The organism is Haemophilus aegyptius, assembly GCF_900475885.1.
Lineage (GTDB): Bacteria > Pseudomonadota > Gammaproteobacteria > Enterobacterales > Pasteurellaceae > Haemophilus > Haemophilus influenzae.
Map to the genome: position 1 here is coordinate 21,765 of NZ_LS483429.1, position 11,876 is coordinate 33,640.

The 11,876-nt window shown below is 39.0% G+C and carries 12 protein-coding genes and 1 pseudogene; 2 read left to right on the plus strand and 11 right to left on the minus strand.

What is annotated here, in order from left to right; genetic code table 11:
• Positions 1–16: 16 nt before the first annotated feature.
• The 10 genes and pseudogenes from prmA to menB all read right to left on the minus strand — a co-directional run bounded on the left by prmA (position 17) and on the right by menB (position 8,987).
• A complete protein-coding gene (gene prmA / locus DQN49_RS00085; protein ID WP_006995625.1) occupies positions 17–901 on the minus strand; it encodes a 50S ribosomal protein L11 methyltransferase in 885 nt (294 codons plus the stop codon).
• Between the two features lie 41 nt (positions 902–942).
• Positions 943–1,488, minus strand: a pseudogene (gene fic, locus DQN49_RS00090) (protein adenylyltransferase Fic).
• Between the two features lie 31 nt (positions 1,489–1,519).
• A complete protein-coding gene (locus DQN49_RS00095) occupies positions 1,520–2,389 on the minus strand; it encodes a DMT family transporter (RefSeq protein ID WP_006995622.1) in 870 nt (289 codons plus the stop codon).
• 119 nt (positions 2,390–2,508) lie between these two features.
• On the minus strand, positions 2,509–3,963 hold the full coding sequence (gene panF, locus DQN49_RS00100; RefSeq protein ID WP_006995621.1) for a sodium/pantothenate symporter: 1,455 nt from the start codon (positions 3,961–3,963) through the stop codon (positions 2,509–2,511).
• Positions 3,960–4,217, minus strand: coding sequence for a YhdT family protein (locus tag DQN49_RS00105; protein ID WP_006995620.1), 258 nt, complete (start codon positions 4,215–4,217; stop codon positions 3,960–3,962). Before DQN49_RS00105 ends, panF begins: the two co-directional genes overlap by 4 nt.
• Before the next feature lie 204 nt (positions 4,218–4,421).
• Positions 4,422–5,768 carry an acetyl-CoA carboxylase biotin carboxylase subunit gene (accC, locus tag DQN49_RS00110; RefSeq protein WP_005664198.1) on the minus strand — a complete coding sequence of 449 codons (1,347 nt, stop codon included), beginning with the start codon at positions 5,766–5,768 and terminating at the stop codon, positions 4,422–4,424.
• Between the two features lie 177 nt (positions 5,769–5,945).
• Positions 5,946–6,413 (minus strand): acetyl-CoA carboxylase biotin carboxyl carrier protein, encoded by a 468-nt coding sequence (gene accB, locus DQN49_RS00115; protein WP_006995619.1) that lies wholly within the window; start codon positions 6,411–6,413, stop codon positions 5,946–5,948.
• A 152-nt stretch (positions 6,414–6,565) separates the two neighbouring features.
• Positions 6,566–7,015, minus strand: coding sequence for a type II 3-dehydroquinate dehydratase (aroQ, locus tag DQN49_RS00120; RefSeq protein ID WP_005655954.1), 450 nt, complete (start codon positions 7,013–7,015; stop codon positions 6,566–6,568).
• A gap of 56 nt (positions 7,016–7,071) precedes the next feature.
• Complete coding sequence (gene menC, locus DQN49_RS00125) at positions 7,072–8,061, minus strand: o-succinylbenzoate synthase (protein WP_013527267.1); 990 nt, start codon at positions 8,059–8,061, stop codon at positions 7,072–7,074.
• A 68-nt stretch (positions 8,062–8,129) separates the two neighbouring features.
• Positions 8,130–8,987, minus strand: coding sequence for a 1,4-dihydroxy-2-naphthoyl-CoA synthase (menB, locus tag DQN49_RS00130; RefSeq protein ID WP_005630980.1), 858 nt, complete (start codon positions 8,985–8,987; stop codon positions 8,130–8,132).
• A 145-nt stretch (positions 8,988–9,132) separates the two neighbouring features.
• Here menB and DQN49_RS00140 point away from each other — a divergent pair, with 145 nt between their 5' ends.
• On the plus strand, positions 9,133–9,699 hold the full coding sequence (locus DQN49_RS00140) for a DUF5358 domain-containing protein (protein ID WP_006995617.1): 567 nt from the start codon (positions 9,133–9,135) through the stop codon (positions 9,697–9,699).
• Between the two features lie 72 nt (positions 9,700–9,771).
• On the opposite strand, the gene rpsT is transcribed toward DQN49_RS00140, so the two are convergent.
• Positions 9,772–10,035: a 30S ribosomal protein S20 gene (rpsT, locus tag DQN49_RS00145; protein ID WP_005651580.1), complete on the minus strand. Its 264-nt coding sequence runs from the start codon at positions 10,033–10,035 to the stop codon at positions 9,772–9,774.
• 266 nt (positions 10,036–10,301) lie between these two features.
• Here rpsT and murJ point away from each other — a divergent pair, with 266 nt between their 5' ends.
• Complete coding sequence (murJ, locus tag DQN49_RS00150; protein ID WP_032826265.1) at positions 10,302–11,876, plus strand: murein biosynthesis integral membrane protein MurJ; 1,575 nt, start codon at positions 10,302–10,304, stop codon at positions 11,874–11,876.

Genomic DNA, 11,876 nt, shown 5'->3' on the forward strand with positions numbered 1-11,876 from the left:
ATACCCCCATCATGAATTAATCACCACATTTAGCTGTTATACGACACCATTCTTCTTTTACCGCAACTGGTTCTAACAAGAATGTTTGTGCATAAGTATCACAGACAAATTGAGCTTGAGTTTCTAAAATGCCTGATAAACCAAGATTGCCATTCGGTTTAACAAGTTGGCTAATGATTGGGTAAAGTTCTTTGAGTGGGCCAGCAAGAATATTTGCCACCACGACATCAGCTTTTAAATCAGAGGGTTTTTCATCAGATAAGAACAGCTGTAGGCGATCTGCAACGCCATTTTGCTCGGCGTTATTGCGACTGGCTAGAATTGCTTGTGGATCGATATCAATTCCCACCGCACTTTTTGCACCAAGTTTTAATGCGGCAATAGCTAAAATGCCTGAACCACAACCAAAATCAATGACGGTTTTATCTTTTAAATCAAGGCCATCTAGCCATTCTAAACATAGTGCGGTTGTAGGATGCGTGCCTGTCCCAAATGCTAAACCTGGATCGAGCATAACATTGACGGCATTTTCATCAGGTACATCACACCAACTTGGACAAATCCATAAACGCTTACCAAATTGCATTGGGTAGAAGTTATCCATCCATTCACGCTCCCAGTCTTTATCTTCTATTTGTTCAATTTTGTATGCCGTATTGCTATCTAAGTGTTTTACTTCTTTTAATAAGCGGACGATTTCTGCCATATCTGTTTCTGCATCAAATAGCGCAATTACATCCGTATTGCCCCACAAACGCGTTTCGCCCGGTAAAGGCTCAAAAATCGGGGTATCTTGACTATCCATAAAAGTCACAGAAACGGATCCGATTTCTTCTAAAAAATCACTTATTTGTTCTGCTTTTTCATTGGTGCTGTTCAGGCGAATTTGAACCCAAGCCATTTGTTTTTTCCTTTCAAAATTTTGCGTATTTTTACCGCACTTTATTCTTTCTCGTAACCTTCGTAATAATAAGATTGCTCAATACCTTTAAAAATAATTTCTCGGTTATTTACATCATCTGTTAAATTCGCTTGTAATAAAAAACAAATTTCTAAATCGTTAATTGGGCTACGCTCCATTGCTTGTAAGTATTGAGTTTTATCCACATTTTACCAATTGACAACTTTACCTAAATTTTTCTTTAAAACTAAATCTAACCAAATGCGAGTTGAACGACCATTACCTTCTAAAAAAAGGTGCGCAATATTCATTTCTACATATTTATTAATAATATTTTCAAAAGTATCTTCTGGCATTTGCTCTATTTTTCCTAATGCTTCTTTTAAATAAAGCGCATTAGCAAAACGAAAATGACCTTTTGAAATATTTTGTTCACGAATTTTACCAGCAAATTCATAAACACCATTAAATAGGTAATGATGAATTTGTTGCAGCCCTTTTGTTGAACCAATTTCAATTTGATGAATATCACCGCTTTCAAATAAACGGTAGGCATTTTCTAAACTTTGTTGATCAATTTTTTTCACAATGATGATAATCCAAAATTTTGAGGGCATATTATACCGATTTTTTTAAAAGTTTCGGCAGTAAAGTCGAGCCAAGTGTGGCGAGCATGATGATTGTTATGCCAAGTGCGGCTGAAAATGACAGTGTTTCACCAAGTAATGATACGGCAAATAAGATGCCGAATAGCGGTTCAAGTGCGACTAAAACACCAGAGATATTGGCATCCACACTATTAAGACCTTTATTCCATAACCAATAGGCAAGCCAGCTACAGCCAATGGCAAGATATAATAAACCTGCAATACCCGTAGAATTTAATGATATTTGCCAGTTTTCTGTGAGTAATAGCGTAAATGGCAACGTTGTGATGGTGCCAAGTACAATGCTGACGGAGGTATAGGCTTGCGTTGAAACTTTGGCAACAACTCGCTGTGTCCAACGTAATACGGCAGCGAAAATGATCCCAGCACTTAGTACTAATAAACAGCCGAATAAACTGATGTTATCAACTTCATTATTTTTTCCGCCATTAATTAAAATTGCCACGCCAATAAATGCCATTGCACCGAATAGCCAGTGAAACCATTTTGCTTTGTCTTTAAAGAAGAAATGCCCGACAAATACAACGAGCAGCGGTTCTAACCCAATCATGGTGACTGCACTGGAGGCGGATGTATATTTTAGTCCGATGAATTGCAATAAAAATACGGCGGTATAGTTAAAGAATGCCAACCACCAAAGCTGTTTACGCATTGATTTATCAATTTTTTTCCAACGACGTAAAAAGAGTGGCATGACAATAATCATTGCAATAATTAACCGCACTTGCACAACAAGCACAGGATCCATCATCGAATAAGTGAGCTTACCGACGATTAATGAACTGCTCCAAATAAGTAGCGCAAGAATTTGATAGAGCATTGATGTATCCCTGTGAATTGTTGCAATTCTACGTTTTAGCGTAGAAATTGCTGAAAGTGAGAAAATTAAATATCACCTTCCTCTCATTTAGAAGAAGGTGACAGCATATTGATTAATACTTAAAGTGCGGTAACTTTTAATTGAGTTTTTTCAATACGACGTTCGCCCAATTTATTACCCACTAAAAAGGCAATTAATCCAAATACTAATGATGGCACGATTTGATGGAAGTTAAATAATTTTATGCCAAGTTGAGTGAGCAAGATATAGCTTCCTAAGCCGATAATCATTGAGCTTAACGCACCATAAGCATTTGCTTTATCCCAGTAAATACCCAGCACAATCACCCATAAAAATGCGGCTTCCAGTCCGCCAAAGGCGAATAGGTTTAACCAAATAATCATATCTGGTGGATTGAGTGCGGCAAAGATTAAAAGTGCGGTCAAAATCAGCGTAATAATTGATGAAAAATAGCTCACTTTTTTCTCATTTTTTGCGGCTTCTGGTTTCGCAGAAAGGTATAAATCTTTGACAAAAATAGAAGAAGATTGAATAAGTTGTGCATCAATTGTGGACATAATCGCAGACATCGGTGCAGCTAAGAAAATCCCCTCAACAATAGGCGGCAATACTTTTATCATTAATGTTGGAATTACTTGATCTGATACCGTTAAATTTGGAATAACCGCTCTGCCAAGCGCACCAGCCAAGTGCATACCCAACATAATAATTGAAAGTACAATGGTTCCAATCAGCATACCGCGATGCAAGGCTTTACTGTCTTTAAATGCCATACATCGAACTGCGGTATGTGGAAGACCAACTACCCCGAAACAGACAAGTATCCAGAAAGAAGCCATAAATTGGAAATCTAACATTCCATTTGGCCCGTAAGGCGTGACTAAGTCAGGATCAATTTCAGTTAATTTATTAACCGCACTTTCTACACCACCGAGGGCATAAATCGTGCCAATAAGGAGAATTATAGTCCCAAAAATCATGACGGTACCTTGAATGGTATCCGTCAGTACGACGGCACGGAAGCCCCCGATAAAAGTATAGATACCTACCGTTAAAGCAAATAAGAGTAATGCTTGAGTATAAGAAATGCCGATGGTTGTTTCTAATAAACGCGCACCACCAATAAATTGCACGGTCATAGCCGCAAAAAATGCGAGAAGAAGAGCAAGGCTTGATAGCCAAACTAAATATTTGTTTTTATAGCGATAAAAGAAAAGATCATTAATAGTTAAAGCATTGGTTTCTCTTGATAATAGCGCGAATTTTTTACCTAATGCACCTAATGCAAGCCATACGACTGGCACTTGAATCATCGCAAGTAATACCCAACCTAATCCGTATTTATAAGCAGCTCCTGGTCCTCCGACAAAAGAACTTGCACTGGCATAAGTTGATGCAGTTGTCATTGCGAGCACAAAACCAGTCATCGAACGATTTCCCACATAATATTCTGTTAAAAAATCGCCTTTTGTACGTTTTACATAGGCAAAAATTGCCGCACCAAAAACAAAAGTGAGATAAATAATTAAAGGAAGAATAATACCTAAATTCATTTCTGACTCTCCTGATCGTTAATTTCAAGAGAAATATCCTGAAAAATAATTTTGATAATCCAATGACCAATTACAATAAACAGAATAGGCAAATAAATACAAGAGAGTTCGAACCAGAGGGGGAAACCAATCGGCCCTTGAGTTTCTTTAGGCAAATAAGCACATAAGCACCAACCTATCACATATAAAATAGATAGGCTCAATGCCCAACTGGCTTCCTTGGCCGCTTGTTGATAACGTTGTTTTAATGTCATGTTTCTTCCTTAAATTTTTTATAAGTGAAAGTATATTTTTTGAATGGTATAAGGGGCATATATTTCATACGTCCCTTGTGTTTGCTAATCTTACAACTTTTTTGAATAATTCAAAATGTTTTGCTCGTTTTAGTTTTTATTATCATTAAATAAATATCGGAATATATAAAAAATGGCTAACCTTTGTTAGCCATTAACGTTTAATTATTCATTCATACCTAATTTTTTCTCCAAATAATGGATATTTGTTCCACCTTTTTGGAAATTTTCATCTTCAAGAATTAATTCATGAAGTGGGATATTGGTTTTGATACCATCAATAATTGTTTCAGATAAGGCATTTTGCATACGACGGATTGCCACTTCACGTGTATCGCCGTAAGTGATAAGTTTTGCGATCATCGAGTCGTAATGTGGAGGCACAGTATAGCCGCCATAAACATGAGAATCCCAACGAACGCCCAAACCGCCAGGCGAATGTAAGTGATTTACTTTGCCCGGAGACGGTAAGAATGTTTTGGGATCTTCTGCGTTAATACGGCATTCCATTGCGTGACCTTTAACTTTAATGTCCTCTTGCTTAAAGGAAATTGGCAAGCCTGCTGCAATACGCAATTGCTCTTTCACTAAATCTACACCTGTGATCATTTCTGTTACTGGGTGTTCTACTTGGATACGGGTATTCATTTCAATAAAGTAGAATTCGCCATTTTCATATAAGAATTCAAAGGTTCCCGCTCCGCGATAGCCGATTTCTACACAAGCATTTGCACAGCGAGAGCCAATATCGCGGCGAACTTCTTCTGTAATACCTGGAGCTGGTGCTTCTTCCACAACTTTTTGGTGACGACGCTGCATTGAGCAGTCACGTTCAGCCAAATAAACCGCATTTCCATGGGTATCTGCTAATACTTGAATTTCCACGTGACGTGGATTTTCTAAGTATTTTTCCATATAAACCATATCATTATTGAATGCCGCTTTCGCTTCTGCTTTGGTCATCGCAATAGATTCTTCTAATGCGTCTTCGCTACGAACAACACGCATTCCTCGGCCACCGCCGCCGCCTGATGCTTTGATGATGATTGGATAACCAATACGTTTGGCGATTTCTTTATTTTTAGCAATATCATTACTTACAGGGCCATCCGAACCTGGTACACAAGGCACGCCTGCTTTTTTCATCGCTTTAATAGCTGAAACTTTATCGCCCATTAAACGAATAACATCTGCTGTTGGGCCGATGAAAGTGAAACCTGAACGTTCAACTTGTTCAGCAAAGTCAGCGTTTTCAGATAAGAAACCGTATCCAGGATGAATTGCATCCGCACCTGTTACTTCGGCGGCAGCAATGATAGCTGGAATATTTAAATAACTTTTTGCGGAAGGTGCTGGACCGATACAAACGGTTTCATCAGCGAGTAAAACGTGTTTTAAATCACGATCAGCAGTGGAGTGAACCGCCACAGTTTTAATACCTAATTCTTTACAAGCACGTAAAATGCGTAGTGCAATTTCACCGCGGTTAGCAATCACAACTTTTTCTAACATAAAAGAGTCCGTTTAGTCAGATAGACGTGAATTTTTATGTAGGCTCTTGAAATATTTGTTCTCCCTATAAAATTTGGCGTGAACAGATTTCAATTTATATCGCCTACGATAAATTCGCTCTAATTGTTTGTATATGAAATAGGCGGACTAAAGTCCGCCCGACAAAAATATTGGAAATTATTCAATAACGATTAATGGTTCGTCAAATTCAACGGCGTTACCGTCGTTGATAAGAATAGCTTTTACAATGCCAGCTTTGTCCGCTTCAATGCGGTTCATCATTTTCATTGCTTCAACGATACAAAGCGCATCGCCAACTTTCACTGATTGCCCCACTTCAACAAATGCTTTTGCTTCTGGGCTTGGACTGCGATAGAACGTTCCCACCATTGGTGAACGTACAAGATGGCCTGATAACTCATCCGATGCGGCTGGTGCGGTTGTCGCTACTGCTGGTGCTTGAGCTGGTGCAGCTGCAGGAGTCGGTGCTACTACTGGTGCTGCAGCATATTGAACGGCTGCTGGAGCAATTACTGGTGCAGCACGGCTAATACGTACTGTACCCTCTTCTTCTTGCACTTCTAATTCAGTAATGCCCGATTCTTCTACTAATTCGATTAATTTTTTGATTTTACGAATGTCCATACGTTCTTCCTAAAAAGATTGAAATTTTAACCGCACTTTTAAAGGAAAAAGTGCGGTTATGAATAAACTTACTTTTGTGTTGCAAAGATTACCTTAATTTTTTCAAATTTGCGATAAAATTCTGTGAATTTCGCCAAAAATACTCGATTTTCTTATTTTTTAGCAAGGTAATCCATAGCAAATAAAAAGGCAAACTCGTAACCTTTCGCGCCCAAACCGCAAATAACGCCTTCAGCCACATCGCTAAAATAAGAATGATGACGAAATGGTTCACGTTTATGCACGTTAGATAAATGAATCTCTACAAAAGGAATTGAGACAGCTAAAAGTGCATCGCGCAATGCTACACTAGTATGGGTGTAAGCCGCAGGATTAATTAAAATAAAATCGACTTGTTGAAAACTTTCGTGGATCTTATTAATTAATTTTTCTTCACTATTAGCTTGAAAACATTCCACTTTTACATTGTGTTGAGTGGCTAAAGTTTGTATTTTCTCTTCAATGGATTCAAGAGAAATACTGCCATAATGTTTTGGCTCGCGAGCCCCTAACATATTTAAGTTCGGGCCATTTAACAGCAAAATTCTGTGTGTTTGCGACATTTTTAATCCTTTTTGTGTGGCGCATTATACTGGTTTTTCGATTTTGGGTGGTCGAATCAGATAATTTTAGTGATAAATTCAGATTCTAAATCAACAATAGGTAAATCAGAACTAGGCCAAGCGCGTAGTACTTGATATTCCATCAAATCTAAAGTATCTAAGCCTGGAGTCACATTCGGGGTGTATTGTTGTGCAATTCGCGCGAGCTGAGAGAGCCCTAAACTGCTTTCGATACTTGAACTTATAACCGCTTTTAGGCCTAACGAATGTGCTTGGTTAATGAGTTCAGCACAACGTTGAATTGAACCAATTAAAGTGGGTTTGATGACGACAGCCGATAAGTGCGGTTCTTTTTCTAGACAAAAATTAGGCTCTCGCACGGATTCATCCCATGCAATTGCAATATCGGTTTGAGCTGCAAATTCACGGCTGAGTGCTTGTGTTTTACAAGGTTCTTCTAAAAATTGAATACGTTTTCTATGTTGCGGTTTGACTTTAGCGGCAAATTGTAAGGCTTTTTCTAACGACCAATGGCGGTTTGCATCCAGTCGTAATTGTAAATCAGGAATCGCTTCTAAAAACATATCGGCAATTAATCCATCACGATTGGCTTCGTATATGCCCACTTTCATCTTTGCTACTTTTTCGCCTTCTATGCTCGCAAGTTTGGCGTACAGTTCATCTGGATCGCCATAACAAAGTGGTACTGTATGGTAATTGCCTACAGCTTGTAAATAACCTTTCATTTCATCCATTGCGCAACTGATACCAAAAGCAACGGAGGGATAGGTACCATCTAATGGTACGCGAGGTGCGTCACAGCTTGCATAGCACCATGTCGTTAGCCATTCAATTGCTTGTTTTTGAGCTTGGTCTAAGGTTTCTTCGCTAAAACCAGGTAGCGGAGCGATTTCTCCCCAACCGTCTCGGCTGCAACTCACTCTTACGATTAAGCCTTCACGGCGTTTTAAAAAACGATCACGCAGAATAAGTTGGCTATCAACGGGGATTGAATAACGGTAAAGATTAAATGATTTTTCAGCCATGCTTGCTCTCAATACAAAAGTGCGGTCAAAATTCATGAAGATTTTTAACCGCACTTTAGAACGATAAATTAAGGGTTACGTCTGAATTTGCTGAAGTCTGGGGCGCGTTTTTCGTTAAACGCATTGCGGCCTTCTTGACCTTCTTCAGTCATGTAGAACAACATTGTTGCGTTACCCGCTAATTCTTGAAGACCTGCTTGGCCATCACAATCCGCATTTAATGCCGCTTTCAAACAACGGATCGCAATTGGGCTATTGCGTAACATTTCACGACACCAGCGTACGGTTTCTTTTTCAAGATCAGCGTAAGGCACAACCGTATTCACTAAGCCCATGTCTAATGCTTCTTGTGCATTATATTGACGGCATAAGAACCAAATTTCACGCGCTTTTTTCTGCCCCACTAAACGAGCCATATAGCTTGCGCCCCAACCGCCATCGAATGAACCAACTTTTGGCCCAGTTTGCCCGAAAATGGCATTTTCAGCAGCAATGGTTAAGTCGCAAAGCATATGTAATACATGACCACCACCAATTGCATAACCAGCCACCATTGCTACAACTGGTTTTGGACAAGAACGAATATCGCGTTGGAAATCTAATACATTTAAGTGATGTACGCCGCTATCATCTTTGTAACCACCGTAATCGCCACGCACTTTTTGGTCACCACCAGAACAGAATGCTTTTTCGCCTTCGCCAGTTAATACAATGACACCAATGTTTTCATCGAAACGTGCATCGGAAAATGCAGTGATCATTTCTTTCACTGTTTGTGGGCGGAACGCATTACGAACTTCAGGGCGGTTAATGGTAATTTTTGCAATACCATCAGTGGATTTATGATAGCGAATATCGCTATAGCCTTCACTGTGATCGACCCATTCAACAGGCGCATATAACACATCATCTTTTGGATTTTGCATAAGAATTCCTTTTAATTAACGTAAAAAAGTGCGGTCATTATAGCGGAAGTTTTTCAGATCAGGAAAACTAAATTCATTTGCTGCTTTATCTGTTGTGAAGATATTGCTAGAATTTTGCACATTCTCACTTTTATAAGGATCAAATGTGAAATTAATTGCAACCTTAGGTATGGCAGCATTGCTGTCTGGCTGCTCAATGTTTGATAGCCAACAATCCGCAATTCCAGCAGAATTTGCTGGAGCTGATTATCAACTGTCTGATCAACATGCAAAACAATGGGCGATTGCAAGTAAGCAAGTAGAACAATGCGTTTACCCAAATTTAACTCGAATTTTGCAACAGCATTTTTCAAAAGAAGATAGCTATATTCACTCACAATATGTCTTTTTCTATCCGTTGGAAAAAATTATTGGCGAACAATATGTGAAGATTATCCAAGCCGATGAAAAATCAATGCATTATGCAAGCTATCAGTTTAAAAAATTCCGTACCAGAGTGAGCAATGTTGAACCCTTAACTAAACAGTCTTGTTTGAAGTTGCGTAACGAAGCGCGCGATGATTTGGCTGTCGTGAAAGGTCAATATAAAAATGGCATGGTGGAAGTGCAAAAAAATGAAGATGGCACACCAAAAAATTCTGATGGCATTGCAACCAATCAAAATAAATTCTTCTTTGATATTATCAAATGGGGATCGATGTTGTTACTTTAGTCTAACATTCGATGCAATAAAAAACCGCACTTTAAAGTGCGGTTTTATTTTTTCATTCTTTCTAGCTAAAAATTACGCTAATTTTTTGATTTGTGCAGCTAATTTAGATTTGTGGTTTGCTGCTTTGTTAGCGTGGATTAAGCCTTTAGAAGCCATACGGTCTACAACTTTTTGCATTTCAACGAATGCTGCTTCAGCTGCTGATTTTTCGCCTGCTGCTACTTGAGCATATACTTTTTTGATATAAGTACGCATCATAGAGCGTTGGCTTGCGTTGTGTTGGCGACGTTTTTCAGATTGAACCGCGCGTTTTTTTGCTGACTTGATATTAGCCAAGGTCAAACTCCTAAAATTTCTGTTGATTGATAGACAAAATAAAGGGCGTCAATATGCCGATTTTTTATACTTTTGTCAATGGAAAATTTGTGTTGATTTCGGTGAGACACAACCGAAAGTAAGTATCGTTATTTTTACAAGCTCTTTCAATATGGGCTCACACAAACGATGTGTGGCGGATTTTATCAGTTTTTTTTCACGGAATATAGCGTAAAAACAAAATTTCTATACAATTAGGCAAAAATTTTAGGCTTGAGAAGAATATTTTGAGTAAACGACTTTTAAAATCTAGCATTGTTGTTAGTTCTATGACTTTATTATCAAGAGTGTTAGGTCTTGTGCGCGATGTAGTTATCGCTCATCTCATTGGGGCTGGCGCCGCAGCGGACGTCTTTTTATTTGCTAATCGTATCCCAAATTTTCTTCGCCGTTTATTTGCTGAAGGGGCTTTTTCACAGGCTTTTGTCCCTGTTCTCGCAGAATATCAACAATCTGGTGATATTAATAAAACCCGTGAATTTATTGGAAAAGTTTCTGGTACCCTTGGGGGATTGGTGAGTATTGTTACGATCCTCGCAATGGTTGGTTCGCCTGTCGTTGCCGCTTTATTTGGGATGGGCTGGTTTACCGATTGGATGAATGATGGCCCTGATGCACATAAATTTGAACAAGCCTCTCTTCTTCTTAAAATAACTTTTCCTTATTTATGGTTTGTTACTTTTGTGGCATTTTCTGGCGCTGTACTTAACACGATTGGAAAATTCGGCGTGATGTCCTTTTCACCCGTGTTATTAAATATAGCGATGATTGCCACCGCACTTTTCCTTGCGCCACAAATGGATAGCCCAGATCTTGCGTTGGCTATCGGGATTTTTCTTGGCGGATTATTACAGTTCTTATTCCAAATTCCATTTATGAAACAAGCAGGTTTGCTGGTGAAACCCAAATGGGCTTGGCGAGATGAAGGCGTAACCAAAATTCGTAAATTAATGATCCCTGCGTTATTTGGTGTATCGGTAAGTCAAATTAATCTTTTGCTGGATACAGTGATTGCGAGCTTCTTAATGACGGGCTCTATTAGCTGGTTGTATTATTCCGACCGCTTATTGGAATTTCCTCTCGGTTTATTTGGCATTGCGATTTCTACCGTAATTTTACCAACGCTTGCTCGCCACCACGTTAATCGTGAAGGCGATTCAGCTAAAAGTGCGGTTGATTTTCGTAATACAATGGATTGGGGCGTGCGAATGATTTTATTACTTGGCGTTCCTGCTGCCATTGGTATTGCTGTATTGGCTCAGCCAATGTTACTTACGCTCTTTATGCGTGGAAATTTTATGCTAAATGATGTTTATGCCGCCTCTTATTCTTTATGGGCGTTTAATGCTGGTTTGCTTAGCTTTATGTTGATTAAAATCCTCGCCAATGGCTATTACGCTCGCCAAGATACCAAAACCCCAGTAAAAATCGGCATTATTGCCATGGTGAGTAATATGGGCTTTAACCTATTGGCAATTCCTTTCAGTTATGTGGGTTTAGCTATTGCTTCAGCAATGTCCGCAACTCTTAACGCCTATTTGCTCTATCGCGGCTTAGCCAAAGCGGATGTGTACCATTTTTCACGTAAAAGTGCGGTCTTTTTTGTCAAAGTTTTATTGGCGGCAATCGCAATGGGGGCAGCAGTTTGGTATTACGTGCCTGAAATCAACCAATGGGCAAAAATGGATTTCTTTATGCGTGTTTATTGGCTTGTTTGGTTGATTGTCTTAGCCGCAATAGTTTATGGTGCAACGTTGATTTTATTAGGCGTTCGCAAGCACCATTTGCTGACAAAAAACTAA

What these genes read in the sequence shown, in the direction of transcription:
- prmA (WP_006995625.1), bottom strand. Translation starts at nt 901, where the DNA reads ATGGCTTGGGTTCAAATTCGCCTGAACAGCACCAATGAAAAAGCAGAA.
- DQN49_RS00095 (WP_006995622.1), bottom strand. Translation starts at nt 2,389, where the DNA reads ATGCTCTATCAAATTCTTGCGCTACTTATTTGGAGCAGTTCATTAATC.
- panF (WP_006995621.1), bottom strand. Translation starts at nt 3,963, where the DNA reads ATGAATTTAGGTATTATTCTTCCTTTAATTATTTATCTCACTTTTGTT.
- DQN49_RS00105 (WP_006995620.1), bottom strand. Translation starts at nt 4,217, where the DNA reads ATGACATTAAAACAACGTTATCAACAAGCGGCCAAGGAAGCCAGTTGG.
- accC (WP_005664198.1), bottom strand. Translation starts at nt 5,768, where the DNA reads ATGTTAGAAAAAGTTGTGATTGCTAACCGCGGTGAAATTGCACTACGC.
- accB (WP_006995619.1), bottom strand. Translation starts at nt 6,413, where the DNA reads ATGGACATTCGTAAAATCAAAAAATTAATCGAATTAGTAGAAGAATCG.
- aroQ (WP_005655954.1), bottom strand. Translation starts at nt 7,015, where the DNA reads ATGTCGCAAACACACAGAATTTTGCTGTTAAATGGCCCGAACTTAAAT.
- menC (WP_013527267.1), bottom strand. Translation starts at nt 8,061, where the DNA reads ATGGCTGAAAAATCATTTAATCTTTACCGTTATTCAATCCCCGTTGAT.
- menB (WP_005630980.1), bottom strand. Translation starts at nt 8,987, where the DNA reads ATGCAAAATCCAAAAGATGATGTGTTATATGCGCCTGTTGAATGGGTC.